Raw genomic sequence first — 22,433 nt, forward strand, 5'->3', positions numbered from 1 at the left:
GACAAGGGAGCAAGGGGACATGAGCCTCAAGCGATACACGATCACCTCTGGGCGTCGCGGCGAGCACACCGTCACGGTCAAGCTCAGCGACGACGAAGCGAAGCGCCTCGGCGTCTTCGACCAGTCGACGGCGTCCGAGGGCAAGCCGGCCACCAAGAAGGCGCCGGCGAAGACGAGCGCGCCCCGCAAGGCGCGCACGCCCCGCAACAAGGCTGCGAAGCCCGCAGCCGACAAGTCCGCTCCGGCGGAACCCGTGACGCCGCCCGCGGGCAGTGTCGAGGACGCGTCCGACCCGGACGCAAGCGAGTAGCAGGGGGTGGCGGGGATGGCGCTTCAGACCGAGTCGTTCGCGACAGCGCAGGAAATGGCTGATCGGTCGCAGGGCGCGATCCCCGTCAACCACCCGTTCCTCGAGAAGGAACTGCAGGCCGCAACCGAGACGATCCGCAACGCCTGCGGCTGGCACATCGCGGAGGCCGAGACGCTCACGTTCGAGCGCGTCGGCCCGTTCGCGGAGCACGTCTGGCTGCCTGCGATGGCGATCGCATCCATCACCGCCGCGACGATCGACGGCACCGTGCTCGCCGTGGACTCGATCGAGTTCGACAAGATGACCGGCTGGACGAACCTCTGCGGTCGTCGCCGGTCCGTGACTTTCACCGCAGGATTCGTGGACGTGCCGGCGGATCTCGTCACACTGACGCTCGAGCTCGCCGCCGGTGCACTCGGCTCGCCTACAGGCATCACCAGGGAGCAGGCAGGCGGGGTGTCCGTCACCTACGCCCGCAGCTCCGGTGCGCTGCAGGCCGCCGACCACGACCGGATCGCCGCCTACAAGATCGGGTGGCTGCCGTGATCGGCGGGATCGTCGCCCGGCACACGCTCGTGCGCGAACGACCGGACATGGTCGACAACGGACGCGGCGGCACCGAGGCGAACTTCACCAACACGACCCCCGCCGACCTGCCCGGATGGGCGCTCGACGCCGGCAACACGGTCGCCGACCTGCAGAACCGCGACGGCGCATCCATCCGGTGGACCGCGCGCGGCCCGTTCGACGCCGACGTCGAACGACACGACCGCATCACCGTCTTCGGTGAGCAGTGCAAAATCGACGGCGCCGTGGTCCGACAGCCCGGACCGTCGCCGCGCACGTCGCACACGATCCTGCTGCTCGTGAAATGGGAGGGCTGATGGCTGTCAAGGGACTGCGCATCAAGCTCAACCGCGCCGGCGTGCAGCAGCTGCTCGCCTCGCAGGACGTCGCCGACGATCTCACCAAGCGCGGGAACCGGATGGCTGACGCCGCCGGCGAAGGCGTCGAGGTGACGACGACCCGCAACCGCGACCGCGCGGTCGTGTTCGTCCGCACGGCGACCTTCGACGCGATGAAGGCCGAGGCGGAGGACCGGACGCTGACGCGCTCGATCGACGCCGGGAGGTGACCGTGGAACTCCTCATCCCCGAGGACGTCGAAGTCCGCGCCCTCGCCGAGCTCTCGAGCGTGCTTCCCGCGCACGGCTTCCCCAACCTCACGTCGGCCGCTCAGAGCCTCGGCACGAAGCTCCCGACCCAGACACCCAAGCCTGACGTGTTCGGCCGCGTGTTCGCCTCTGGTGGCGTTCCACGCGATCTCGTCACGGACTCCGCGACGTTGAACCTCGAGGGCTACGCCGTCAAGGAGCAGCAGGCGCGCGACCTGTGCGCGTACATGATCGCGATCATCGAAGCCGCAGGCCGGGTCGGATCGCTCGGCGGGGCCACCGTCTACCGCGCCCGCGCCGCATCGCTGCCTGTCAGCCTGCCGCACCCGCTGGTGCCGACGCATTTCCGCTTCACCGCCATGATCTCCGTCGACCTGCGCAGGACGACGGCCTAGGTTCCTCAACCCCGCATCGCCCGACCGGGCGCTGCTTTCGTCATGCCTGAAAGGGGCAACTGAAATGACAGTGAAGAGCAAGGACGTTTTCGTCGGTGCCCCCGATCAGGCGGTCACCGGCGCGATCCTCACCGGACCCGAGACCGACGTCATCCCCGAGACCATCGACGACTTCGTCTACACGGGTCTCTCGGACTCCGGCTACGTCGGTGAGGACGGAGTGACGATCACGCCGACCGAGTCGACCGAGTCGATCCGTGACTGGTCGCTGAAGGTCATCCGCAAGGTGCTCACCGAGTTCGACGCGTCGCTCGCATGGGCGCACCTCGCGCTCGACGAGTTCTCGCTGAAGAACTACATGGGCGACGACAACGTCGAGGTGACCGGGCCGACCGCGACGAAGGGCACGCTCACGCGCGCCGCGATCGCTGGGGAGTCCCGGCCGACCAAGGCCTGGTACTTCAAGATCAAGGACGGCAACCGCCGCGCCGTGGTCTTCGTGCCCCACGGCCAGATCACCGAGCGCGGCGAGATCGCCCTGCTCGCGTCCGCCGCAATCACCCTGCCGGTGACGCTCACGACCTACCCGGACACCGCCGGAAAATCGATCTACATCTACCTGGATGATGGCGTCGTCTCTGCCTGAGGCTGAGACGAAGACCTGCCGAGATTGCGGCGCCGAAAAGTCGCTCGACGACTTCTACGTGCGCAGCGACACGGGTCGACGGCGGAACGCGTGCAAAGCGTGCGACATCGATCGGATGCGGGACGCGCCCTCTGCGAAGGGGCCGGCCGAGTACCGGGCGAAGTACCTCCGGTCGAAGTTCGGCCTCACGCAGGCGGACTACGACGCGATGCTCGCCGTGCAGGACGGGCTCTGCGCCATCTGCCATCGACCGGGTGAGCAGAGCTACAAGGGCCTGCACATCGACCACGACCACGAGTCGGGGCGTGTGCGGGGTCTGCTCTGTCACCGATGCAACATGGCGCTCGGCCTCCTCGGCGACAGCGTCACCGTGCTCGCGGAAGCGATCGCGTACCTCGACCGCGCTCGGAGTTCTGAGCGCGCCTGACTGAAAGACCGGCGCGGCCGAGCGACGGGAACCCGCTTGGCCGCGCCGCCCAACCCCCTCGGTTCCCAGAGAGAAGGTTCCCGTGATGGAGAAGTTTCACCACACCCTGCCCGACGGGCACGAGCTCGTGCTCCCGCGCTTCGAGAACGTCCCGGTCGGAGTGATCCGCAAGACGCGACGTCTCGACCAGGCAGATCAGGTGTTCACGATCCTCGAAGAGATCATGTCGCCCGCCGACCTCGAGCACGTCGACAAGCTCGACCGCTCCGAGTTCAACGTGGTTGTACGTGCGTGGCGCGAAGGGTCGTCGATCGAGCCGGGGGAATCTTCGGCCTCCTCGACCTCGTAGACGAGCATCAGGAGGCCATCGAGTTCGAGCTGCTCGTCATCGGCCGTCGTCTCGACGAGCTGTCGACAGCGACGCTCTCCTGGCGTGATCTGTTCGTGCTCCTGCGCCGCTGGCAGAAGACACCCGGCAACGCGTTCGCTGCCGTGATGCACGGGGGTGAGGTGCCGTTCTGGTCCGAGCAGGTGCTCGCGGTCATCGTCGACATGCTGAACGGCATCGCGTTCATCCTCCGCAAGGGCAAGGGATCCCGACCGAAGCGTCTTCCGCGCTGGTGGGAGAAGCGCAAGCAGCAGAAGTTCGGCCGCGAGCCGATCCCGCTGTCGAAGTTCGACGCCTGGTGGGAGTCCGCCAGCAAGAAGTAATCGGGGGTGTCGGATGCCTGAAGGCGTCGAGCTCGCAACCGCATGGGTCCGTCTGGTCCCGACGGTCGAGGGCATCACCGAGCAGCTGACCAAGGAGTTCGCACCGGCCGAGCAGGCCGGTGCGGACTCCGGCAAGAAGGCGGGCTCCGCCTGGTCGGCTCAGGTCAAGGGCGCGATCGGCGTCGCCGCGATCGGCACTGCTGTCGTCGGCGCGTTCAAGGGCCTCTATGAGGTCGGCGCCGTCTTCGACGACGTCACCGACACGATCCGCGCCGGGACTGGCGCGCAGGGCGAGGCGCTCGACGGGCTCGTGCAGGTCGCGAAGAATGTCGGCACCTCGGTGCCCGCATCCTTCGACCAGATCGGCGGCACGGTCGCCGATCTGAACACCCGACTCGGCCTGAGCGGCGAGACCCTCACGACGGTCGCCGCGCAGTACCTCGAGGCGGGTCGCATCCTCGAGCAGGACGTCGACATCGCCGGCACGACGGCCGCGTTCAATGCGTTCAAGATCGAGGGTGACGCCGTCTCGGGCGCGATGGACACCCTGTTCCAGGTGTCGCAGGCGACCGGTGTCGGCATGAACGAACTCGCCGCCGGCGTGCAGTCCGCAGCGCCCGCGCTGCAGAACCTGGGCTTCACGTTCGAGGACTCCGTCGCTCTGATGGGGTCGCTCGACAAGGCGGGTCTGAACAGTCAGCAGGTGCTCGCGTCCCTCTCGAAGGGGCTCGTCACCCTGGCGAAGGACGGCGAGGAGCCGCAGGCCGCGTTCGAGCGCGTCACCGGCGAGATCCAGTCGTTCGTCGACCAGGGCAACACGGCCGCCGCGCTCGACCTCGCCTCGCAGGTGTTCGGCACCCGCGGCGCATCCCAGTTCATCGGCGCGCTGCAGTCCGGTGTCGTCAACCTCGAAGACATGCAGGCCGCCGTCGGCGCGACCGGCGACACGATCCTCGGCGTCGCCGGCGAGACGGCGGATGCCGCCGAGCAGTGGCAGATGCTGAAGAACAAGGCGCTCGAAGCGCTCGAGCCGATCGGCTCCGCGATCTTCGGCGCACTCGGCGACGGCCTGTCCTGGGTGAACCAGCTGCTCGAGGGCGCGGACTTCTCCGCGTTCGCCGAGCTGCTCGGCTACCTGTCGCCGCTGAGCCTCATGTTCCAGGCCATCCAGCCGATGCTGCCGCAGATCATGGACGTGCTCGGCCCGGCCCTGCAGTCCGTCATGACGGCGATGCTGCCCGTGCTGCAGACCGTCGTCGGTGTCTTCTCGGAGCTGCTCGCGACGATCCTGCCCCCGCTGCTGCCGATCGTCACCATGCTCGCCGACATCATCGGTCAGGTGCTGCTCGCGGTCACGCCGCTGCTGCCGCCGCTGATGACGCTCATCGAGGCGATCTTCCCGATTCTTGGCGCCGTGATCACGGCACTCATGCCGATCTTCGAGGCCGTCGTCAACATGCTCAGCAGCATCCTGATCCCCGTCGTGAACATGCTCGTCGATGTGCTCGGCGGCGTGATCGAGTTCCTCACAGGCGTCTTCACCGGCGACTGGGAGAAGGCGTGGAACGGCATCATGTCGATCTTCGAGGGCATCTGGAACGGCCTCGGCGACATCTTCCTCGGCGTACTGAACGGCGTGATCGACCTCATCAACGGCTTCCTCGGCAGCCTCAACGAGGTCGGCAACTTCGTCTCAGACGTCACCGGCGGAACGATCTCGTTCGAGGTCGGGCAGATCCCGCACCTCGCCGACGGTGCGACCATCCTTCCCCGGCGCGGCGGCACGCTCGCCGTGCTCGCCGAAGCAGGTCGACCCGAGTCGGTCGTCGACACGGGCCTGTTGAATCGGGCGCTTGAGGACGGGCTCGCCGGTGACGCCTCAGAGAGCGGCGGGATCACGCAGATCAACCACCTGCAGCACGTGCCGTTCGACGAGGGCGTGGAAATGACCGGCCAGCGTCTGGCATCGGCTGCTCGCCGTGTCCGCATCTGAAGGGACGGGTCGCACCGATGAAAGCACTTGAGATCCGCACCGAAGGGCGCGAAATCCTGAGCAGCCCCCGAGATCTCGCGCGGCCGTCCGGGCTGATCGTGAAGCCTCAGGGGCTGCAAGGGTGGCAGGGCCTGCCGGCCGGTCGACGCGAAGCGCTCGCACGCGCGGTGCAACACGGCGAGCATGACACCCCGGTGTATCTGCCCTCTCGTGTGGTCACCATCGACGGCTGGATCATGGCGCCCTCGGAGTGGGAGCTCGGCGGCCTCATCGACTCGGCAGTCGGGATCGGGGCGCCAGGACATCTGCTCGAGGTCGACGTGCGCATGTACGGCGAGGCGCGGTGGGCGAGTGGTCGGCGTGTGCTCGCGGAAGCTGACGACAGCGGCCGGCGCGACGGCGAGACCTACCTCGGCGAGTTTCAGCTGCAGTTCGTCTTCGCAGACCCGCGCAAGTACGGCGGCGCGGCGGTGCTGCCGGGGTCGAGGATGAGCCCGCCGAACGTGAACGCAACCGCCACATCGATCCCCGTGTTCCACGGCGGCAACTTTCCAGCCTTCCCACTCATCGAGATTCCCGCAGCACCCGCGGCTTACACGATCAGCGCAGGCGGAAAGACGTTCGCAGTCTCCGGCGCCACGGCGGGCGGAACTCACAAGGTCGATCTTCGGAACGGTCGTGTCTATCGCGACGGCGTCGAGATGCCAGGCGTCGGCAAGGGTGACCTGTGGGTCGTCCCCGCCGGGACCGTTCTGACGCACACGCTGTCGGTCGCAGGCCGGGTGAAGATCGCCGACACGTTCATCTAGGAGGTCGCATGTTCGAGCTCTGGACGCACGAGGCGATCACCGGCAACGAGCGGTCGCGGGTGCACCCCGTCGAGACGGGCGCGAGCTGGTCGATGAACCTCGCAGGCACGGGAACCTGCAGCTTCACCTTCGTCGTGAGCGATGACGGATCGGTGCGCACCGACGACGAGATCGATGCGATGTTCGCGCCGAATTCGACGATGTTCTCCCTCCGATGGGGGACGACGGTCATGGGCGCGTGGAAGATCGAGGACTGGGACTACGACGACGACAAGGGCACCGTGACGGTGACCGGCGTCGAGCTGCGCAACGAAACCTCGTGGCGCATGACGTACGGTGTTAGCGGCTACACGCTTGGCACGCTGACAGTGACGAACCGCAACCGGCGCGGTGCCGTGCGCGCGATCCTCGCGCGGCTCATGCAGTGGTCGGCCGAATGGGCGTACCCGATCGATCTGCCACTCGACGGCGCCGGCACCTTCTCCGCGACGTGGGAGTTCTGGAAGAAGTTCACCATCGGCGACCTGCTCGCACAGGTCGAAGAAGACGGCGTCGAAATCTGCTTCCGCCCCTACCTCACGGCCGGCAGGCAGCTGCGGTTCGAAGTGATCGTCGCCGTGAAGGTCAGCGTCGGTACTTCCTACTTTCACCTGCAGGCGGGGGACTCCCCGCTCTCGGGCATCCGCTACAAGAAGTCCGGAGCTGCACAGCTCACGGGTCTGCAGGGTGTCGGTAACGGCACCGGGCAGGACCAAGAGGTGGCGTGGGCCGGTGGCGGCCCGTATCTGATCCCGATCCGGGATGCGAAGCGCGCGTTCCCTGATCTGACGGGAGCGCGGTTGCAGGCAGCGACGGATGCGACGTTCGCGTCTATGAAGAATGCGGTGGTGCAGTGGACGGTGTCGAAGTTCACCGCATCGGACGAGTACCCGCCGACGCATGCGGTAGTCGGTCGCGGGTGGCAGCTCGAGTCCAAGGGGCACCCCGTCTTCCCTGACGGCACGCACGTGCTGCGAGTGATCGCAGCTTCGGGCTCGTTCAGCAACGTCATCGCCACGGAGGTGCAGAGTGCTGCTTGACCTCAACGACGCGTGGGGCTGGATCCAGAAGCTGATCCGACGCATGGATCGTGTCGAGTCGGGTGCGATGCTCGAGAACTCGTCGATCACGAACGGGCGCATGCGGTTCATCGGCGGACTGCTACGGCTCGACTCCGGAGCTCGCCTCGAGGGAGTGGGAACGTTCCAGTGGAGCGGCGCGGGATCAATCGCCGGAAACTGGGAAGTGCTTGAGGGCGGCGTCATCAAGGTCGGTGGCGTGTTGATCAGCCCCGTCGGAGGCGGACGCATCATGGTCGGCGCGGGGCCCGTCGGCATCATCCTCGACGGCGGCACCGGCACCCTGACCATGGGGAACATCCGCCTGGAAGGCGGAAAGATCCACGTGGGTGTAGGCGCTTCCGAGATCGTCATCGACGGCGCGACCGGCAAGATCACGGCAGGAAACGTAACCATCGAGACGAACAAGATCACGGTGGCAGGCGGCTCATCTCCGGCGACTCTTCAGGAAGGCAAGATGGCGTTCGGCACCGGGGGATCGGTGGAGGCCGACACTGCGATTGGCGGCGTCCGTATGGTGGCCGGCGACGCAGTGGTGAATGCAGGCTCGACGGCGTCAGTGCGCAAGGGGAACGCCTCGGTGATTGCTGGCCCCCTCGGAATCGACATCAACGCTGCGGCGCTGCGTCTTCTCCTCAACGCTCCGATCAACCTGACGCCCGGGCTCATCCCGACCCAGACGGGCACTGGCCTGCCAGTGGGAACGCTGCTGATCACATCGACAGGTGCACTGCGTCGCGCTGCTTAGTCGAGCGGGCAATAGACCTCTGCGGCGATCGCACCGATCTTCGCGCTCGACTCGAAGTAGCCGAGGCCGTTCGCCTGCTCGCCCTCGATCACCTGCACAGCTAGCACGTCCGTGCCGTTGGCGATCTGAGCACACGCATCCTGCGCCGCGGTGAGCAGCTGCTCATCGGTTGCGTCCGGAATGACCGTGTCCTTGGGGAGCTCAGCGCGGATCCGCACGAGGTAGTCCTCATCGGGCGACGAGGGCTGTGCGGACTCCTCGGGAGTCTCAGCGACGAGGGGCGCGGCGCTTTCGCTCACGGCAGGTGCTGTGGGCTCGTCTCCGGCGTCATCAGCTCCCCCAGCGCACCCGGTGAGGGCGATGAGCAGAACGGCTGCGAGGGCAGCGTATGTCGTGCGCTTCATGACTGGTGCTCCTTGATGTAGGCGATGAGTGCTCGGCGGATGACGACGGAGACGTTCTCGCCGTTTGCTTTCGCGGCTTCGGCGGCCGGATCCCAGATGTCGTCTTCGATGCGAACTGTTCGGTTCGGTGTGTTCCCCATGACCGTAAGTGTATGTGCACTGCATTTGCAGTGTCAAGAGTTTGGAGGGGCCAATGGCCGTCGTAACCGGAGATGTCAGCAGATGGGGTCTCGGATCGTTCCCCGCAGAGGAACGGCTCCTCGTGCGCTTCGTTCCCTCGTCGAGCGCAGTCGGCGCCGGGCTAGTCTTCCCTCTGCGAGAGGAGACCGTCGAGCCGCAGGCGGACGGAACATTCTCGAAGAGCCTCGTCTCGACCACCGAACTGCTGCCGGAGTGCTGGTACTCGGTGCGGTTCGAGTGGTTCCAGAAACACCCGATCAAGGATGACTGGAACCTCAAAGGTTGGTCGGAGCTCCCTGGAAAGCTGCGAGTGCCGCCGGAGGGCGGCGACATCACGCTGCTGTTCGAGACCGATGAGCGCGGTCGCACCGTGCCTCTGTACTTCGGGTACGGCGAACCGCCTGAGTGGCTGCCATCGGGCGGCGTCTACTACGACCTCGACGACCCTGAGGGTGCGGGCGTGTATTCGGAAGGGAAGGTCGTCTGATGGCCTACACGAAGCGCGGCGTTATCCGTGTCGCCACTGACCTGTCGATGGCGGTCGTCCTGAGCAACCCGGCATCTCAGTTCCGTGGGGCTCTGGTCGATCTGCTCGAGGTCGTCGCGGCCGGTGTGATCGCTGGCAACCCGACGATCATCGCGGCTGCGGAAGCGGCCGTAGGCCCGGCGTTGGCGGAGGCTATCCTCGCAGAGGATCTCGTCCGGTTCACGGACCCCGCGATCCCTCGGGACGTCGCTACCGCGCAGTCGTCGCTGGTCTACCGCTTCCGCACCACCGCGAAGCAGCTGCTCGGTGGCATCACGAAGAACGGGCGTCTGCGCTTCCAGGGCTTCGAGTACGCTGACGGTTCTGTCATGCGTAGTGCCGTCTCGTCGCAGTACGCGCGCAAGTCTGTCGGCCGAAACCGCCGCATCGGTGAGGACGTGCTCCTCGCGAACGGAACCGTGCCCGCATGGGTCATCAACCGGTGGCTCGCACGGGTCGGGTTCGGCGGCAACCTCCCGAGCGTGACGCTCGTGGTGCGCCCCAACCCTGGGCCGGGGGAGTACGCATCGCCGAAGCTCGCGCATGACGCGATCACTGATTCGTCGGCGTCGAAGCGGTACGAGGTCATCGTGCACCCGGGCGTTTACACCGAGACGGAGTGGACGTTCAAGCCGTACACCACGACCCGCGCGGCCGGTGTGCTCGGGTCGGTGATCCTTCGTGGTGAACTGCCCGACTCGGCCACGGACGCGCAGATCACGGGAACATCCACAGTGTGGTTCAAGGAGACCGCTCGGATCGAGAACCTCGTGATCACGGCGCGGAACATGCGCTACCCGGTCCACTCGGAATCGTCCGGAGTGAACCGCGACTACCTGCACGAGATCGTCAACTGCCACATCGAGCACTTCGGCAACGACGGCGCCCGCGCATGGCGGACGGCGAACCCGGGCTCGGGGATGCTCCCGGCCACGGTGTGGGCGTCGGATCGCGCCTGGGGGTATGGTGCCTCCTCTGGTGGGGTGGAACGGTTCGAGCACACGACGTTCGCATCTCGCCTGGACGCCTGGTATGTCCACGACAACGCGGACTGGTCCAAGCCCTCGAACCACGAGCTCATCAACTGCCGGATCATCGCCACCGACCCGGCAGGGCGCCTGCGCGTGGAGTCCCTCGGTTCCGGTCAGACCAGCCGTGTGACGGTGCGAGGCTGCGTGAACGACTTCCTGTTCGTGAACGAGGCCGATGCTCCGTGGATCTCCACCGCGGCGGCGCAGCAGGTCGCGAACCACTCGCTGGTACTGGTGACCGTGGAGGGCCTCGCCCCGATCGGGTTCCAGACCAGTGCCCGCGGCAAGGCGCTCATGATCGAGTCGAACACCTCTGGTGCGTCGTCGTCGGTCAAGGTGGCCGGCACGGCGGCGTCGGCAATCTTCGGGCGCGTCTTCACCCGTGAGGGTGGCGGCGGGCTGAAGGGTCAGGCGTGGGGCGAGTGGGATATCTCCGGCATCCTGGTCGGCCCCGCCGGAACCACTCAGGTGTCGAACACTCTCGGACGACGTCTGGGCGACTGCACCACGGTGAACAAGACTCTCACGGTGACCGTCGATGGCGGAGCTCCTGTGAACATCGTGTTCACGGGCAACCACACCGCGGACTCGAATGCGACGATCCTCGGCCTGATCAATGCGGCGCTGGGGAGCGCGGCCACGGCATCGGAGTACTCGGTGTCTCAGGGTGAGACGTACCCGACGTTCCCTGACCGTGAGGTCACGGTCCGCAACGACGGCACGGTCGGCATCCCGCGGTTCGCCGCGGTGCGGACCTCGCCGGCGACGGCCCGTGCGATCCGCATCCACGGCACGGCGGACCCGGTGTCGGTCTTCGCCGGCATCGCGCTCGAGCCGATCCCGCCAGGGAAGACCGGTCGCGTGCTGAAGTCGGGGCTGCTGAACACACCCACGCAGCTGTACGGCTTCAGCGCCGGGCTCGCTGTCGGCGCAGCGCTCTACCTGTCCGACTCCACTGCTGGTGCCTTCTCGGCGACCGGCTCCCGTCAAGTCCTCGTCGGTCATCACACCGACTGGGCGCGTTTCTGAAAGGAACGACCATGGCTATCGTCTCCGACGTACCCAGCGACTACGACCTGACCCTGCCGTATGACATCCCAGATCCCGTGCTCGGACTGAACGATCTGATCCTCCGGTTCGTGTCAGAGTCGCTTCCGGCAAGCTCGCTCGGCCCGATCAGTGAGTGGCTGTCGGGTCCGGGCGGTCCGAATCGGCGGCTGTTCATGACGACGTCGGCGAACTACCCGACGTTGATGCAGGAAGGTGAGCGGCGCATCGTCCGGTTCGATGGTGTCGATGACCTGATGACAGTCGAATCGCCGCCGACGATGACGACGTGCACGGTCTACCTCGTCGCGAAGTTCTCGACCGTGGACGCTGCCCGTCACATCCTCCTGAATATGGGCGGCGCGAACATCGGCATCGACGGCACCAAGATCAGGGTCGCCGGTTCCGCGAGCAACCTGTACAGCACGCTCAATGTGAACGCGAGCGAGTGGATCGTCATCGCCGTCACCTTCAACGGAAACGATGTCAGCCTCACCTACAAGACCGAAACGGTCAGCGCCACCATCACGGTCGGGGCGCTGAGCCTGTTCACCCTGGGCGGGACCGGCGGCCTGTTCTTCAGCGGCGCTGTCTTCGACGCAGTGGCGTTCGACAGCGTCCACAACGCGAGCACACGGGCTGCGTACATGAGCCAGCTTCGCGAGTGGTACAACGCCGCCTGACCGCCCGCCGCCGAGCGCGGCATATCAGACGAGACCCCTTCCGCATGGCGGGAGGGGTCTCGTCGTGAAGGAGATCTCATGGACATTCCCGACCACGACCAGATCCGCGGCATCCTGACTGCTGAGGGTGCCCCGCCGCGCATCACGCTCGACATCGGTGGCAGTGATGACCTCAACGGTGACGGGCTGGTGAACGTCTCGCTCGGCGACGACGGCCACGAGCTCGTGTTCGAGGATGCCTGATCATGGCGTTCACCTACACGGGAGAGATGGTCGATCTCGGCTTCGGGCGCGGGTGGCTCAACCGACCCGCCGCCGCATCGATCCGCCGCATCGATCGTCAGATCGGGCACCCGCTGCAGATCACCGAGGCCGGCCGCACTCGCAAGCGGCAGATGGAGCACTGGCTGACCTACCAGCGCGTCGGCTGGCCGATCGCACTGCACCCCGACACACCCTCTGAGCATCAGAAGGGTCTCTCGATCGACTCCGACGAGGCGCAGCGCATCATCGCGATCCTCGAGGACCACGGCTGGCGCCGCACCGTCTACCGGTGGGTCAACGGCAGGTGGACGCTCGTCGAGCCGTGGCACTTCGAGTACTTCCTGCACCTCGACAACCACCGCAACGACCCCGTCCCGAGCGGGGAATCCACCGCACCACCCGTCTCCGAGGAGGATGACATGACCGTCATGATCAAGGCGAATAGCAACATCTACGTGTTCTCCCACGGCCAGATCAAGCTCGCCGCCACCACGGACGAAATCCGCGATGGTCTCGCGGCCGGCATCCGTCAGATCGATCTCGCTGGCACCGGACCTCAGGTGAACGCTCAGCTGGTTCGCCGGATGAACTTCTTCGGGATCCCGCAGTCGATCGTGTGCACTGACGGCGTGACGCGTTCCATGCTCAATGAGCACGGCCACGTTCTCAATCCGGAGACGAACTCCTACGAGAAGAACGGCATGTGGTCGTGGGAGCGCCTGAACACGGCGTTCGCGCGAGCGGCGGCTACGAAGATCACCGGGTCGCGCTGATGTTCCGCGCCTTGCTCGAGGCGTGGCGGAACGTGACTGAACCGCGGCACCTGAAAATCGCCTACGCGTTCTTCTACACGGTCGTAATCGGCCTGGGGCTGATCGCGTTGTGCGCTCCGCCTCAGTCGATCGTCGGCGAGCTCGGGCCGATCCTCACCAACCTGTGGGGAGTCTTCGCCCTCATTGGAGGTGCCACGGGACTCGCCACCGTCTTCACCGGATGGTGGTTCATCGAGAGGCTCGGGATCGTGATGATCTGGGCCGCGCTCGGTATCTATCTCCTCGTCGTCGTGGTGCTGCAGTTCACGTCCGAGTCAGGGAACCGCTGGGCGCAGATGACTCTGTTCCTTCTCGCAGCTGGCCTGTTCTATGTCCGCTGGTGGTTGATCCGCGATTACAGCTTCGAGCCACGGAGGTAACGCCGATGGAACCGGCGCAGATACTCGCCGCGCTCCTCGGTTCGAGCGTCCTCGGCGGCGTCATTACGAAGACGATCGACTGGATCAAAGACGCCCGCGCGGGGCACCTCTCTGAACGGCGCGCAGAGGTCGACCGGGCGACGCAGCGGGCGACGGAGGCCGAGAGGCGGGCCAACGATTCCGAGGCCGCGGAGGATGCCGCCGCTCGCCGTAACCGCGTCGTGGAGGAGTCCCTCGCGGTGCACCGCCGCATCATCATCGACGCGCCCTGCCTGGGGCCGTCAGCACTTCCCGCATACCCGTCCCGAAAGGACTGATCATGGATATCGCAATCCCCGTCGCGCCCCTTGGCGTGCTCACCCTCCTTGGCTTCTTCGCCCCCTATGCGGTCGCCGCTCTGAACGGTGCTCTGCCGTTCGTGCAGAAGCCGTGGCAGAAGAAGGTGGTCTCGGTCGCCGTGTCGCTGGTGCTCGCCGCAATCGTCATGGTGTTCTACTACGCGATCACCAAGGAGCCGATCACCGACTGGTGGGTGTTCGCGCTCCTCGCGATCGTCATCGTGAACGCGTCCTACGCCCTGGTCACCCGCGACTCGGCTTCCGCTGTCGAGCGTGCCGCTGACCCGAACATCTTCACCGTTCACGAGAACCGCTAAGCAGCCGCCCCCGCACGAGAAGACCCCCACCTAGCCTTCGGGCCGGGTGGGGGTCTTCTGTCGTTTTTGGATGCGCGACGGTCAGGATCACGCATCCATGGTGCTGTCTGACCGGGACTCGGTCTCTGGCCTCTTGCTGAGTACAGCCAGATCCGGGATGCCGGCGTCGGCCGCGTTCTCCAAGTCGATCGTGTCGGGCGGATACCCGTAAACCTCCTCGAACCTCGCGGCTATCGTGTCCTTCTTGCCTTGGTCACTGGTCATGCTGCTTCCTTCGCGTGGTCAACGAGACCTAAAGTACACCGGGTCGGGTGGATGTCGTCCGCCGCTCGGGCCACGACGCACCTGCGTGCGCTCTAGGCGTGCGATGGTCGGGCTGTGCACGCCGGTCCGCGCCGATCGCGATCCACGGCTCGAGCCCGGGCAGCTCGCGCAGCGCCGTGCACAGGGTGATGATGTGCGCCTCTTCGAAGAATCCGACCCAGATGCCGACGGATTCGGTGAGGATGTCGAGCCTGTCGCCGGCTGTCGCGTAGAGCTCGGCGATCACCGGCGCCGGGTCGGTGGTGTACCTGTTGCGTGAGCAGATGGCGTCGAGGGTGATGCTGAGCATCACGTCGGGGGAGAGCCTTCGAGGCATGGCCGGGTGTCCTTCCTCCGGCCGAGATGACGAGTCTACGTCGCCGTTCCGACGTCGGTGGTTGGGTGCAGGATCGGAACCGTGACGCCAGCTGACATCCTCGCTTTCGAAGCCGCCAACCCGCACCACACCCCGACTCGCGCTGAGCGTATTCGCCGCGAGCTCGGCATCACTCCGATCAGATACTTCGTGCTGCTCAAGCGCGCCGCGGAATCGGCCGAAGGAGTCGCGGCGCACCCGCTAGCCGCCCGGCTCGTCCGCGAGCGCCTTGAGGCTCTCGCGCGGCGCCGCGTCTCACATTCGTCTCACATGGCAAAGTACGCGAGTGTCTCCTAGTGTCTGTCGCTGTCGTGTGCAGCACTACAAAAACCCCTGTTGATGAGCGATTAGTACGGGTCAGTGTCCGTCGATGTCTTTCACTGTCTAACCCGCTTTGCTCAACAAGGGGTCGCAGGTTCAAATCCTGTCAGCCCGACCACAAAGCCCCGGAGAACCGCAGAAACACGCGGAACTCCGGGGCTTTTTTCATGTCCGGAATCCGCGGCGTCAAGACTCCACGCACGGGGAGGCGGCCACAGGCATCGGGGCGGGCAGTACGGTGCCCCGACCGGTTCTGGGGTACCTATCGGGGCACCTAGCCGGCTTCGCTGGGGAACTCCACCGGCTCGGGGCCGCGTCTGTGTGGCCACGGCCAACGTAACCCCAATGCAGCGCTGTATCTAGTGGTTGCGGACGCGCCTCAGTCCGATCCTGTGAACGGCGGTCGGCGGATCTCCGTTCATGTGCGGCGACATCGAGATGCCGAGGCCCAGTCGCGTTTCGTGCAGAAGAGCGTACGCCCGCACGCCGTCGTCCACCACGCCATATGACGTGGCTCCTATCGGGCGTATCCTTCGCTCGAGAGCCTGCCCCGACCACGGTCTGGGGACCCCGGCGGGGCCGCTCCGGTCGAGGGACTCTTCCTTCACATGATCACTCGTGATCCGGAGAGAGAGTCCCTCCGCTGTGCGATCCGTCGTCCTTCCGTCCGATTCCTCCTCACGTCAACCCCCTCCTCGTGTGCGTGGTCGACCGCATACCGTCGCCTCAACCGACAGAGGAGATGCAATGAGCGATCTGCAGAACACGCACGGAACTCCCGGTGGCGACGAAGAGGCGGACACCGCCTCGGGCGGTGCGCCCGACGAGTCGTCGTCGAAGAGCACCGACGAGATCATCGAGGACGAGACCACCGACGAAGACGGTGCGCCCCTCGAGAACCCGTCCGGCGGCTGACCCCGACGACGTCCACACAGAGAAGACCCCCACCGGCACTGAGTCCTGTGGGGGTCTTCGTCGTCGGCGGGTCGCTGCACCTAGGCCGTGCGCACCGTCAGCATGCGCCACCCCTCGGGCACCTTCGCCTCGAGCGACGCCATGTCGTCGGCCTCGATCTCGCGTACGCCGTCGACACGGGTGAACGTGCCCGTCGCCTCCATCTTCGCTTCGCCCTTCAGCATCCGCACGGGCGCCGACGTCAGATAGAAGCCCGGCTTGCGGTGCTGTTCGAGCTCGACGAGCACCTCGGCCAGCGTCGTGCCGATGACGTCTGCAGTGCTGGTCTCGATGGGACGAATCAGAGCGATGAGCATCAGGCCAGCCTATGGCGCGGCCCTTGGGATTCGACGTACCGCTCCGCGCAGCGCATCAACTGACCGTCGTCGCGAGCGGAGGAAGGTGCGGGATCGTGACCGGAGACGTCGATCGGCTCGGCGGGTTGTGGAACCGCTGCAGGTCGCTGAGCACCTCTTCCGCCGACATGTACGAGCTCGCCAGGGGAAGGTTGCGCAGCCAGAGCACATCGACCTCGACGGCGTCGACCTGATAGATGCAGGCGACAGTCTGGCGCGCATCGTGCGGCTCGTACCTGTGGTCGACGATCAGCCACTCGGTCTCCGTGACCCTTCGGAGCTCGAACCTCGGATCGGGCATCGCGGACATCTCAACACTCCAATCAGTCGTTGTCACCATCGGCTGACAGAGGGAGCGCTCCGCGCCCGGGCGGGAAGACACCACCGCCTGGTCGACGGGCGCCCTCTGCCCGCCAGAGTTCACCAGAATTGTAAGAACTCACCGGTATATCGCTCAAGTGAGCCGTGAGGGATGCGGCGGACAGCGCGCCTCAGGCTTCGTGTGCGGTCTTCCCGGCGATCACGGTGCGCAGGACTCGCGCTGTGAGCAGAGACGCGCTGCCCTCCGAGAACGGATCGACGTCGAGCACGGCGAAGTCTGCGACCTGGCCCACCGCGATCCGGCCCCGCCAGTCGCCATCGCCGATCGAGAGCGCCGCGTCACGAGTCGCATGCACGACCGCGCGTTCGAGGGGAAGAGCGAACTGCGGATGCACCGCCGGCACATCCGGGTCGAGAGCGGACGCCCGCGTTGTGGCGACGTACATGTTCGCGAGCGCCGCGTGCGGTGCGGTGGGGGCGTCGGTCGAGAAGGCGAGCAGTGCACCGGCATCCTCATACTCGGGCCACGCGAAGGCCCGATCCGCACGATCGTCGCCCAGCTGTGCTGCCCAGTTGGCGAAGATGGCGGGGTCGGCGTGAACCGGCTGCATGGAGGCCGTCACGCCGAGCCGTGCCATGCGCTCGGCCGTGCCGGGTGCCGCGTACTCGAGATGCTCGATCCGGTGGCGACGGGGGCGATCGCCATTGACGGTGATGGCGTGCTCGATGGCATCCAGCGCGAGGGTGCTCGCCTCGTCGCCGATGGCATGCAGCGCGACCTGCAGTCCGGCGGCATCCGCGGCCGCCACCACAGGGAGCAGCCGATCAGCGGGCCAGATCGGCGCGGCGTGGGAGCCATCCGCATACGGTGCGCGCATCGCCGCCGTGCACGCGTCGATCGTGCCGTCGAGCACGAGCTTGATCCCGATCACGCGAACGGTGCCGGAGTCGGCGACGGCACGCTCGGCCGCCTCGGCCACCTGAGCCAGGTTCTGGGCATCGTCACCCGTGTTGGCGACGAACCAGTGGGCGGCGATCCGCAACGGCAGCGCGCCACGTCGCTCCGCGCGCTCGAGCGCTTCGAGCGCGAGCGCGTCGAACGCCATGTCGACGGCGCCGGTCACACCGGCCGCGAGGTACGCCTCGACGACGCGCTGCACCGCCGCATCCCGCTGCTCGTCGGTGGTGGTGGCATCGCGGTGCGCCCACGCGAACTGCTGCGCGGCCGTCTCGTAGAGCATCCCGGTCGGCTCGCCGTCGGCATCTCTCTCGATCCGACCGCCGATCGGGTCAGGGGTGTCGCGGGTGATGCCGAGCTCGCCGAGAGCCGCGGAGTTCACCCAGCATGAGTGGTAGTCGTTCGCATCGAGGTAGACGGGGACGTCAGCGACGACGACGTCGATCATCGCCGCCGTCGGCGCGCCGCCGGGGATCGCATCGAAGAGCCATCCGCGTCCGCGGACGACGCCGGCAGAGGTCTCGCGTGCCGCTGTCACTCTGCGCTGGATCTCGTCGAGCGACCCGGCATCGGTGAGACCGATCTGACCCAGCGCCGCGCCCATCATGAGCAGGTGCGTGTGCGCGTCGATGAAGCCGGGAAGGACGATTCGTCCCTCGAGATCGACCACCGAGTCCGAGGGCGGGGCGTCGGACTCGGTCCCCACGAAGACGAACTCCGCGCCGTCGACGACGACCGCGTCGGCCCAGGCGGTGTCGTCGGCCGTGAAGAACCGGGCGTTGCGATACAGGGTGCGGGTCATCGGAGCGTCTCCTCATGGGGGGCGGCACGCTCGAGGCGTGTCGAGAGCAGGGCGATCGCGCTTGCGGGCACGGCGAGAACGAAGCTGGCGATGCCCAGTGCGACGGCGAATCCCTCGAAGCCGAGCACGCCGACCAATGCCGCACCGATCACCGGTGTGAGTGCCGAACCGACGAGGTAGACGGCCAGGAGGGGGCCCGACCAGCGGCCGTCGGCATCGAGGGCGGCCGAGGTCGAGACGAAGTACATGAAGGCGATCGCGTAGACGGTGTTCCACGCGATGAACACGATGATGAACGCGGTCGGATCTGAGGTGAACCCCTCGACGATCTTCAGGACGCCTCCGGCCACCAGCAGCACGGCGAGCGGCAGTGCTCTTCCGAGCCGAGATCCGACGACCATGAGCAGCACCGATCCGATCAAGCCGCCCGCCGTCGCGCCGCTGAGCGCGAGACCCAGGCCTTCGGGGGTCAGCCCGGTCTGCTCGGCACCCATGATGCCTGCCATGGCCCAGAGCGAGTCCTCGCTCGCCGCCCACAGCGCGAACACGACGAGAAGGCCGAATCCGGCGATTGTGACGGTCCGCGAGCGCGCGGGGGACAGCCGCACCGTGCCGGTCGGCGGCACGTCGATCGGCATCGCCTCGGCGACGGCGGCGCCGGCCTGCGGGTCGAGCACGGGCGCCGCGGGCAACCAGGCCGAGACGAGCAGGCCCACGATGCTGAAGAGTGCCAGCGCCCCGAAGACATCGATCGGGGCGAGCCCGATGAGGGGGATCACGGCCAGCACGATCGTGATCACACCGCGATTCGCGAGACCGTTGAATCCGGCGACCCTGTCGGGGTTGCGGAACGCGGCGAGAGCGGCGCCCGAGGCGGCGACGGCCCCACCGGCTCCCGCGCCGCCGACGAGCAGCCCCGGAAGGATGAGAGCGGGGACCGCAGCGGCGGTGGCGAAGCCGACCGCGGCGATGGCGAGTCCGGTTCTGGCTACGACCCGCCGGTGACTCCCGGCGCAGAGCGGGGCAATGGCCAGCCCGGTGACAGCCGTGAGCAGAAGAGTCGCGGTGACGAGCCAGCTGGCCGCGAGCACGTCCATGCCGAGACCCGTCTGAGCGGCGGTGATCATGTAGGGCGACAGGTTCACGCCCAGGTAGCCGGCGATTCCGATCGCGAACGTGGCGGTGGCGGTGGGCAACCGGAGCGGAACCCGGGTGCTGAGGTCGATGGCGGTCATGGTTCTCCCACTGAGAGGGCACGGCGGTGTGCGCGAAATGATGACGACGCGCATCGGGTGGGGCGCGGATCTCATAAACGAATGGTGTTCGTCAACGAATGGTGTTCACTATTATGCACAGGAGGGATGTCGGAGGGAAGAGATTTCTTCGTCGCCCGTCACAGAGAGCGAGAATGCGATGCCCAGGCCGTCGAGCCCCCTGCTGTCGCCCGACATCATCGGCGCGGCAGGCCTCGAGCTGTCGAGGGCCGGAGAGCCGTTCGGGGTGAACGCGATCGCGCGCAGGCTCGGTGTCCGGCCCTCTTCGCTGTACAACCATGTCGACGGCATGGACGGCATCATCGAGCTGATGCGCGGCCGTCTGGTCGAGGACTACCGGGTGAGGCCCGAGGAGAAGCAGTGGGACGACTTCCTGGTCGATCTGCTCAGACAGCAGCGCCAGATGTATGCCGATCACCCGCAGCTCGTACCGCTGCTGATCGGCAAGACGATCACTCATCCGGCGGTCATCGCCGCCTACGACGACCTGGCGACCGCTCTCGTCGACGGCGGTTTCCCCGAGGACGAGGTGCTCACGGTGATCGCGATCATCGACGCATTCGCGATCGGCTTCGGCCTCGATCTGGCATCGCCGGACGAGGTCTGGGAGCCCGGGGAGGGGACGCGGACGCTCGGGCGCGTGATGGAGGGCGCGGAGCGCGGGACAGCCCGCGCGGATCGGACCTTCGAACTCGGCGTCGGGTTGCTGGTCGATTCGCTCCGTGCTCGGCTCAGCCGATGACCCGGGAACCGGTGGAGCGGCGGTGACTGGTCAGGATCCGGTGCGTGCGGTGACGAGCGCCTGGAGCGCTGCCGCATCGTGCGGTGCGTGCCCGCGCGCGTCGTTGTCGAAGTAGACGTACACGTCGCGCGGTCGGCCGTCGCCGGCGCCCGTGCCGTCCGACCAGGCGCAGAGCAGGTCGGCCCATTCATCGAGCTCGGCGGCGGTGTAGGCGCTGTGATAGAGCATCTGTGCGCCATGAAGCCGGACATAGACGACCTCGCTCGTCAGGGCGTCGAAACGTGGCCATCTGCCGGCGGTGTCGGCGATGACGAGCGAAGCGCCGTGGAGACTGAGGATGCGCAGTGCCTCAGGATCGTCGAATGTCTGCGACCTCGGCTCGATCGCGTAACGGATCGGCTGGTCGCTCTCGAGCTCCGTCCAGGCTCGTCCGTCGAGACGCGAGTCGTGCGTCATCGCCAGCTTCTGAGCATCGCCCGTCGTGCGGGGGAGTGAATCGAGGAATCGTTCCAGGACCTCGGCATCGAACTTCTCACGCTCCGGCAGCTGCCAGAGGATCGGTCCGAGTTGGGTTCCGAGCGCGAGGATGCCGGAAGCGAAGAAGTTGGCGAGTGCCTGTTCCGTGTCGCGGAGCCGCAGCATGTGCGTCACATAGCGGGATCCCTTGATGGCGAAGCTGAAGTCGTCAGGCACCTCGCTGCGCCAGCGACGGTAGCTATCCGGGCGTTGCAGCGAGTAGAACGATCCGTTGAGCTCGACGGTGGGGAAGTGCTGTCCGATGTGCTCGAGCTCCCGGCGTTGAGGCAGACCCCGGGGATAGAAGTCACCGCGCCAGCTGGCGTACCGCCAGCCCGACACGCCTATCCTCACCTGCGCAGCGCGTGCGGCGGTCATCGACTGATCCTCCTCCGCTGCCGCCGTGATTCGGGCGGCGTGAGGCGACGATAGGTGCGATGCCGCAGATGGGGAGCGGGGTTGACGCCCGTGGGCCACGTTGGTAGCGGCGTGCTCTCTCGCTCGGCTGTACGTGAAGACGAGGATCGCGCGTGGTGCGAGGACTGGTTGCCCTCTCGAGTCGTCCAACCCCATTTGGATCACTCGAGAGGGCTCACCGTCCTTCCCGGACGGTAGGGGAGGCGGCGAAGATTTTCGCTGCTCTCTCGACTGATATCCCCAGATGTTCAGCCGGTAGCCCCCGCTACTCCTTGCAGAATATCGCTTAATAGCTCTGTCCGCCATTTGGGGGACAAAGAAATCTACGAATGTTTCTTCCAAGACTGGGGCTTGCCGCGAGAACGTGCACTCATAGAGTGGGTTCATGGACAGAAAGCTCGTGCTGAACGCGCACCTCGCCATCGCCCACGGGCACCGCGTCGAGGTGACGGAGCGCATCGACGAGCTGACCGGAGAGTCGCTGATCCTGTCGGTCAGAGACCTCGACACGGGCATCCGGTATCGCCGCGTCGAAGAGCCGCGGGGTGAGTTGCTCCGGTGGCTCGGCCGTGTCGTCGACTGCACCGTGACCATCGGCGGCCACTCCTCGCAGACGACTCTCACCGTCGACGCCGACAGAGACGGATCAGGGGCGACGAGCGCCAGGGCTGCTCTGAACGGGGCGGATGCGGCGGTCGACGCCGCGAAGGCTGAAGCCGATCGCTGGGGCGGCGGAGACCGCGTCCCCGAGCCCGAGCCCGAACGCTTCTGGTGAGCCGC

Annotated in this window: 34 protein-coding genes; 25 read left to right on the forward strand and 9 right to left on the reverse strand. The window is 66.6% G+C overall.

From position 1 onward, the window contains the following. Nucleotides 1-19: 19 nt before the first annotated feature. The 13 genes from ACZZZF_RS00310 to ACZZZF_RS00370 all read left to right on the forward strand — a co-directional run bounded on the left by ACZZZF_RS00310 (nt 20) and on the right by ACZZZF_RS00370 (nt 8,331). Nucleotides 20-310 carry a hypothetical protein gene (locus ACZZZF_RS00310; RefSeq protein ID WP_463496597.1) on the forward strand — a complete coding sequence of 97 codons (291 nt, stop codon included), beginning with the start codon at nt 20-22 and terminating at the stop codon, nt 308-310. Between the two features lie 15 nt (nt 311-325). Further along, nucleotides 326-856, forward strand: coding sequence for a hypothetical protein (locus ACZZZF_RS00315; RefSeq protein WP_463496599.1), 531 nt, complete (start codon nt 326-328; stop codon nt 854-856). Continuing rightward, a complete protein-coding gene (locus tag ACZZZF_RS00320; RefSeq protein ID WP_463496601.1) occupies nt 844-1,194 on the forward strand; it encodes a hypothetical protein in 351 nt (116 codons plus the stop codon). The genes ACZZZF_RS00315 and ACZZZF_RS00320 overlap by 13 nt, the downstream gene beginning before the upstream one ends. Then, on the forward strand, nt 1,194-1,445 hold the full coding sequence (locus ACZZZF_RS00325; protein WP_463496603.1) for a hypothetical protein: 252 nt from the start codon (nt 1,194-1,196) through the stop codon (nt 1,443-1,445). Before ACZZZF_RS00320 ends, ACZZZF_RS00325 begins: the two co-directional genes overlap by 1 nt. Before the next feature lie 2 nt (nt 1,446-1,447). Then, nucleotides 1,448-1,879 (forward strand): hypothetical protein, encoded by a 432-nt coding sequence (locus tag ACZZZF_RS00330; RefSeq protein ID WP_463496605.1) that lies wholly within the window; start codon nt 1,448-1,450, stop codon nt 1,877-1,879. Between the two features lie 64 nt (nt 1,880-1,943). After that, complete coding sequence (locus ACZZZF_RS00335) at nt 1,944-2,525, forward strand: phage tail tube protein (protein ID WP_463496607.1); 582 nt, start codon at nt 1,944-1,946, stop codon at nt 2,523-2,525. Nucleotides 2,526-2,640: 115 nt separating this feature from the next. Beyond that, a complete protein-coding gene (locus ACZZZF_RS00340; RefSeq protein ID WP_463496609.1) occupies nt 2,641-2,952 on the forward strand; it encodes an endonuclease VII domain-containing protein in 312 nt (103 codons plus the stop codon). An 85-nt stretch (nt 2,953-3,037) separates the two neighbouring features. Next, the gene (locus ACZZZF_RS00345) at nt 3,038-3,301 is read left to right on the forward strand and encodes a hypothetical protein (protein WP_463496610.1); all 264 of its coding nucleotides are present in this window, start codon (nt 3,038-3,040) and stop codon (nt 3,299-3,301) included. Then, the gene (locus ACZZZF_RS00350; protein ID WP_463496612.1) at nt 3,244-3,663 is read left to right on the forward strand and encodes a hypothetical protein; all 420 of its coding nucleotides are present in this window, start codon (nt 3,244-3,246) and stop codon (nt 3,661-3,663) included. The genes ACZZZF_RS00345 and ACZZZF_RS00350 overlap by 58 nt, the downstream gene beginning before the upstream one ends. 13 nt (nt 3,664-3,676) lie before the next feature. Next, nucleotides 3,677-5,656 carry a phage tail tape measure protein gene (locus ACZZZF_RS00355; protein WP_463496614.1) on the forward strand — a complete coding sequence of 660 codons (1,980 nt, stop codon included), beginning with the start codon at nt 3,677-3,679 and terminating at the stop codon, nt 5,654-5,656. A gap of 17 nt (nt 5,657-5,673) precedes the next feature. Further along, nucleotides 5,674-6,465 (forward strand): hypothetical protein, encoded by a 792-nt coding sequence (locus ACZZZF_RS00360; RefSeq protein ID WP_463496616.1) that lies wholly within the window; start codon nt 5,674-5,676, stop codon nt 6,463-6,465. An 8-nt stretch (nt 6,466-6,473) separates the two neighbouring features. Then, on the forward strand, nt 6,474-7,544 hold the full coding sequence (locus ACZZZF_RS00365; protein ID WP_463496617.1) for a hypothetical protein: 1,071 nt from the start codon (nt 6,474-6,476) through the stop codon (nt 7,542-7,544). A 100-nt stretch (nt 7,545-7,644) separates the two neighbouring features. Continuing rightward, complete coding sequence (locus ACZZZF_RS00370) at nt 7,645-8,331, forward strand: hypothetical protein (RefSeq protein ID WP_463496619.1); 687 nt, start codon at nt 7,645-7,647, stop codon at nt 8,329-8,331. Here the strand turns inward: ACZZZF_RS00370 and ACZZZF_RS00375 are convergent. Both ACZZZF_RS00375 and ACZZZF_RS00380 read right to left on the reverse strand, forming a co-directional pair. Next, the gene (locus tag ACZZZF_RS00375; RefSeq protein ID WP_463496620.1) at nt 8,328-8,735 is read right to left on the reverse strand and encodes a DUF732 domain-containing protein; all 408 of its coding nucleotides are present in this window, start codon (nt 8,733-8,735) and stop codon (nt 8,328-8,330) included. The two genes, ACZZZF_RS00370 and ACZZZF_RS00375, sit on opposite strands and share 4 nt — an antisense overlap. Beyond that, nucleotides 8,732-8,875, reverse strand: coding sequence for a hypothetical protein (locus ACZZZF_RS00380; protein ID WP_463496622.1), 144 nt, complete (start codon nt 8,873-8,875; stop codon nt 8,732-8,734). Before ACZZZF_RS00380 ends, ACZZZF_RS00375 begins: the two co-directional genes overlap by 4 nt. A gap of 53 nt (nt 8,876-8,928) precedes the next feature. Between ACZZZF_RS00380 and ACZZZF_RS00385 the strand changes: the two genes are divergently transcribed. The 8 genes from ACZZZF_RS00385 to ACZZZF_RS00420 all read left to right on the forward strand — a co-directional run bounded on the left by ACZZZF_RS00385 (nt 8,929) and on the right by ACZZZF_RS00420 (nt 14,313). Next, on the forward strand, nt 8,929-9,402 hold the full coding sequence (locus ACZZZF_RS00385) for a hypothetical protein (protein ID WP_463496624.1): 474 nt from the start codon (nt 8,929-8,931) through the stop codon (nt 9,400-9,402). Beyond that, the gene (locus ACZZZF_RS00390; protein WP_463496625.1) at nt 9,402-11,501 is read left to right on the forward strand and encodes a hypothetical protein; all 2,100 of its coding nucleotides are present in this window, start codon (nt 9,402-9,404) and stop codon (nt 11,499-11,501) included. The genes ACZZZF_RS00385 and ACZZZF_RS00390 overlap by 1 nt, the downstream gene beginning before the upstream one ends. An 11-nt stretch (nt 11,502-11,512) precedes the next feature. Further along, a complete protein-coding gene (locus tag ACZZZF_RS00395; protein WP_463496627.1) occupies nt 11,513-12,202 on the forward strand; it encodes a hypothetical protein in 690 nt (229 codons plus the stop codon). A 78-nt stretch (nt 12,203-12,280) separates the two neighbouring features. Continuing rightward, the gene (locus ACZZZF_RS00400; RefSeq protein ID WP_463496628.1) at nt 12,281-12,445 is read left to right on the forward strand and encodes a hypothetical protein; all 165 of its coding nucleotides are present in this window, start codon (nt 12,281-12,283) and stop codon (nt 12,443-12,445) included. A 2-nt stretch (nt 12,446-12,447) separates the two neighbouring features. Beyond that, nucleotides 12,448-13,239: a M15 family metallopeptidase domain-containing protein gene (locus tag ACZZZF_RS00405; RefSeq protein ID WP_463496630.1), complete on the forward strand. Its 792-nt coding sequence runs from the start codon at nt 12,448-12,450 to the stop codon at nt 13,237-13,239. A 32-nt stretch (nt 13,240-13,271) separates the two neighbouring features. Then, on the forward strand, nt 13,272-13,658 hold the full coding sequence (locus tag ACZZZF_RS00410; RefSeq protein WP_463496632.1) for a hypothetical protein: 387 nt from the start codon (nt 13,272-13,274) through the stop codon (nt 13,656-13,658). Between the two features lie 5 nt (nt 13,659-13,663). Further along, nucleotides 13,664-13,975, forward strand: coding sequence for a hypothetical protein (locus ACZZZF_RS00415; RefSeq protein WP_463496633.1), 312 nt, complete (start codon nt 13,664-13,666; stop codon nt 13,973-13,975). 2 nt (nt 13,976-13,977) lie between these two features. Then, entirely contained in the window at nt 13,978-14,313 is a 336-nt protein-coding gene (locus ACZZZF_RS00420; protein WP_463496635.1) for a hypothetical protein, read from the forward strand. Between the two features lie 87 nt (nt 14,314-14,400). Here the strand turns inward: ACZZZF_RS00420 and ACZZZF_RS00425 are convergent, their stop codons facing one another. Further along, on the reverse strand, nt 14,401-14,577 hold the full coding sequence (locus ACZZZF_RS00425) for a hypothetical protein (protein ID WP_463496636.1): 177 nt from the start codon (nt 14,575-14,577) through the stop codon (nt 14,401-14,403). A gap of 28 nt (nt 14,578-14,605) precedes the next feature. Further along, a complete protein-coding gene (locus tag ACZZZF_RS00430; protein ID WP_463496638.1) occupies nt 14,606-14,953 on the reverse strand; it encodes a hypothetical protein in 348 nt (115 codons plus the stop codon). An 81-nt stretch (nt 14,954-15,034) separates the two neighbouring features. Between ACZZZF_RS00430 and ACZZZF_RS00435 the strand changes: the two genes are divergently transcribed. Together ACZZZF_RS00435 and ACZZZF_RS00440 are read left to right on the forward strand one after the other, a co-directional pair. Then, a complete protein-coding gene (locus ACZZZF_RS00435; protein WP_463496639.1) occupies nt 15,035-15,289 on the forward strand; it encodes a DUF3263 domain-containing protein in 255 nt (84 codons plus the stop codon). A 771-nt stretch (nt 15,290-16,060) separates the two neighbouring features. After that, entirely contained in the window at nt 16,061-16,228 is a 168-nt protein-coding gene (locus ACZZZF_RS00440) for a hypothetical protein (protein WP_171821924.1), read from the forward strand. Between the two features lie 80 nt (nt 16,229-16,308). On the opposite strand, the gene ACZZZF_RS00445 is transcribed toward ACZZZF_RS00440, so the two are convergent. The 4 genes from ACZZZF_RS00445 to ACZZZF_RS00460 all read right to left on the reverse strand — a co-directional run bounded on the left by ACZZZF_RS00445 (nt 16,309) and on the right by ACZZZF_RS00460 (nt 19,939). Beyond that, on the reverse strand, nt 16,309-16,584 hold the full coding sequence (locus ACZZZF_RS00445) for a hypothetical protein (RefSeq protein WP_053096828.1): 276 nt from the start codon (nt 16,582-16,584) through the stop codon (nt 16,309-16,311). Between the two features lie 55 nt (nt 16,585-16,639). After that, nucleotides 16,640-16,924 carry a hypothetical protein gene (locus ACZZZF_RS00450; protein ID WP_232224452.1) on the reverse strand — a complete coding sequence of 95 codons (285 nt, stop codon included), beginning with the start codon at nt 16,922-16,924 and terminating at the stop codon, nt 16,640-16,642. 190 nt (nt 16,925-17,114) lie between these two features. After that, nucleotides 17,115-18,704: an amidohydrolase gene (locus ACZZZF_RS00455; protein ID WP_463496641.1), complete on the reverse strand. Its 1,590-nt coding sequence runs from the start codon at nt 18,702-18,704 to the stop codon at nt 17,115-17,117. After that, nucleotides 18,701-19,939 (reverse strand): MFS transporter, encoded by a 1,239-nt coding sequence (locus tag ACZZZF_RS00460; RefSeq protein ID WP_463496642.1) that lies wholly within the window; start codon nt 19,937-19,939, stop codon nt 18,701-18,703. The genes ACZZZF_RS00455 and ACZZZF_RS00460 overlap by 4 nt, the downstream gene beginning before the upstream one ends. A 178-nt stretch (nt 19,940-20,117) precedes the next feature. Here ACZZZF_RS00460 and ACZZZF_RS00465 point away from each other — a divergent pair, with 178 nt between their 5' ends. Next, a complete protein-coding gene (locus ACZZZF_RS00465; protein ID WP_400341203.1) occupies nt 20,118-20,720 on the forward strand; it encodes a TetR/AcrR family transcriptional regulator in 603 nt (200 codons plus the stop codon). 30 nt (nt 20,721-20,750) lie between these two features. Here ACZZZF_RS00465 and ACZZZF_RS00470 read toward each other — a convergent pair whose 3' ends face one another. Further along, nucleotides 20,751-21,614 (reverse strand): DUF72 domain-containing protein, encoded by an 864-nt coding sequence (locus ACZZZF_RS00470; RefSeq protein ID WP_400341201.1) that lies wholly within the window; start codon nt 21,612-21,614, stop codon nt 20,751-20,753. A gap of 424 nt (nt 21,615-22,038) precedes the next feature. Between ACZZZF_RS00470 and ACZZZF_RS00475 the strand changes: the two genes are divergently transcribed. After that, nucleotides 22,039-22,428: a hypothetical protein gene (locus ACZZZF_RS00475; RefSeq protein ID WP_400341200.1), complete on the forward strand. Its 390-nt coding sequence runs from the start codon at nt 22,039-22,041 to the stop codon at nt 22,426-22,428. Nucleotides 22,429-22,433: the final 5 nt, after the last annotated feature.

This window comes from Microbacterium sp. AC215 (genome assembly GCF_979258645.1).

Coding starts and splice junctions, on each gene's coding strand:
- ACZZZF_RS00475 (WP_400341200.1), top strand. CDS start 22,039: ATGGACAGAAAGCTCGTGCTGAACGCGCACCTCGCCATCGCCCACGGG.
- ACZZZF_RS00450 (WP_232224452.1), bottom strand. CDS start 16,924: ATGCCCGATCCGAGGTTCGAGCTCCGAAGGGTCACGGAGACCGAGTGG.
- ACZZZF_RS00390 (WP_463496625.1), top strand. CDS start 9,402: ATGGCCTACACGAAGCGCGGCGTTATCCGTGTCGCCACTGACCTGTCG.
- ACZZZF_RS00355 (WP_463496614.1), top strand. CDS start 3,677: ATGCCTGAAGGCGTCGAGCTCGCAACCGCATGGGTCCGTCTGGTCCCG.
- ACZZZF_RS00375 (WP_463496620.1), bottom strand. CDS start 8,735: ATGAAGCGCACGACATACGCTGCCCTCGCAGCCGTTCTGCTCATCGCC.
- ACZZZF_RS00465 (WP_400341203.1), top strand. CDS start 20,118: ATGCCCAGGCCGTCGAGCCCCCTGCTGTCGCCCGACATCATCGGCGCG.
- ACZZZF_RS00370 (WP_463496619.1), top strand. CDS start 7,645: ATGCGGTTCATCGGCGGACTGCTACGGCTCGACTCCGGAGCTCGCCTC.
- ACZZZF_RS00315 (WP_463496599.1), top strand. CDS start 326: ATGGCGCTTCAGACCGAGTCGTTCGCGACAGCGCAGGAAATGGCTGAT.
- ACZZZF_RS00345 (WP_463496610.1), top strand. CDS start 3,038: ATGGAGAAGTTTCACCACACCCTGCCCGACGGGCACGAGCTCGTGCTC.
- ACZZZF_RS00385 (WP_463496624.1), top strand. CDS start 8,929: ATGGCCGTCGTAACCGGAGATGTCAGCAGATGGGGTCTCGGATCGTTC.
- ACZZZF_RS00425 (WP_463496636.1), bottom strand. CDS start 14,577: ATGACCAGTGACCAAGGCAAGAAGGACACGATAGCCGCGAGGTTCGAG.
- ACZZZF_RS00380 (WP_463496622.1), bottom strand. CDS start 8,875: ATGGGGAACACACCGAACCGAACAGTTCGCATCGAAGACGACATCTGG.
- ACZZZF_RS00395 (WP_463496627.1), top strand. CDS start 11,513: ATGGCTATCGTCTCCGACGTACCCAGCGACTACGACCTGACCCTGCCG.
- ACZZZF_RS00415 (WP_463496633.1), top strand. CDS start 13,664: ATGGAACCGGCGCAGATACTCGCCGCGCTCCTCGGTTCGAGCGTCCTC.
- ACZZZF_RS00360 (WP_463496616.1), top strand. CDS start 5,674: ATGAAAGCACTTGAGATCCGCACCGAAGGGCGCGAAATCCTGAGCAGC.
- ACZZZF_RS00405 (WP_463496630.1), top strand. CDS start 12,448: ATGGCGTTCACCTACACGGGAGAGATGGTCGATCTCGGCTTCGGGCGC.
- ACZZZF_RS00335 (WP_463496607.1), top strand. CDS start 1,944: ATGACAGTGAAGAGCAAGGACGTTTTCGTCGGTGCCCCCGATCAGGCG.
- ACZZZF_RS00420 (WP_463496635.1), top strand. CDS start 13,978: ATGGATATCGCAATCCCCGTCGCGCCCCTTGGCGTGCTCACCCTCCTT.
- ACZZZF_RS00455 (WP_463496641.1), bottom strand. CDS start 18,704: ATGACCCGCACCCTGTATCGCAACGCCCGGTTCTTCACGGCCGACGAC.
- ACZZZF_RS00310 (WP_463496597.1), top strand. CDS start 20: ATGAGCCTCAAGCGATACACGATCACCTCTGGGCGTCGCGGCGAGCAC.
- ACZZZF_RS00430 (WP_463496638.1), bottom strand. CDS start 14,953: ATGCCTCGAAGGCTCTCCCCCGACGTGATGCTCAGCATCACCCTCGAC.
- ACZZZF_RS00460 (WP_463496642.1), bottom strand. CDS start 19,939: ATGACCGCCATCGACCTCAGCACCCGGGTTCCGCTCCGGTTGCCCACC.
- ACZZZF_RS00325 (WP_463496603.1), top strand. CDS start 1,194: ATGGCTGTCAAGGGACTGCGCATCAAGCTCAACCGCGCCGGCGTGCAG.
- ACZZZF_RS00400 (WP_463496628.1), top strand. CDS start 12,281: ATGGACATTCCCGACCACGACCAGATCCGCGGCATCCTGACTGCTGAG.
- ACZZZF_RS00365 (WP_463496617.1), top strand. CDS start 6,474: ATGTTCGAGCTCTGGACGCACGAGGCGATCACCGGCAACGAGCGGTCG.
- ACZZZF_RS00470 (WP_400341201.1), bottom strand. CDS start 21,614: ATGACCGCCGCACGCGCTGCGCAGGTGAGGATAGGCGTGTCGGGCTGG.
- ACZZZF_RS00340 (WP_463496609.1), top strand. CDS start 2,641: ATGCGGGACGCGCCCTCTGCGAAGGGGCCGGCCGAGTACCGGGCGAAG.
- ACZZZF_RS00440 (WP_171821924.1), top strand. CDS start 16,061: ATGAGCGATCTGCAGAACACGCACGGAACTCCCGGTGGCGACGAAGAG.
- ACZZZF_RS00445 (WP_053096828.1), bottom strand. CDS start 16,584: ATGCTCATCGCTCTGATTCGTCCCATCGAGACCAGCACTGCAGACGTC.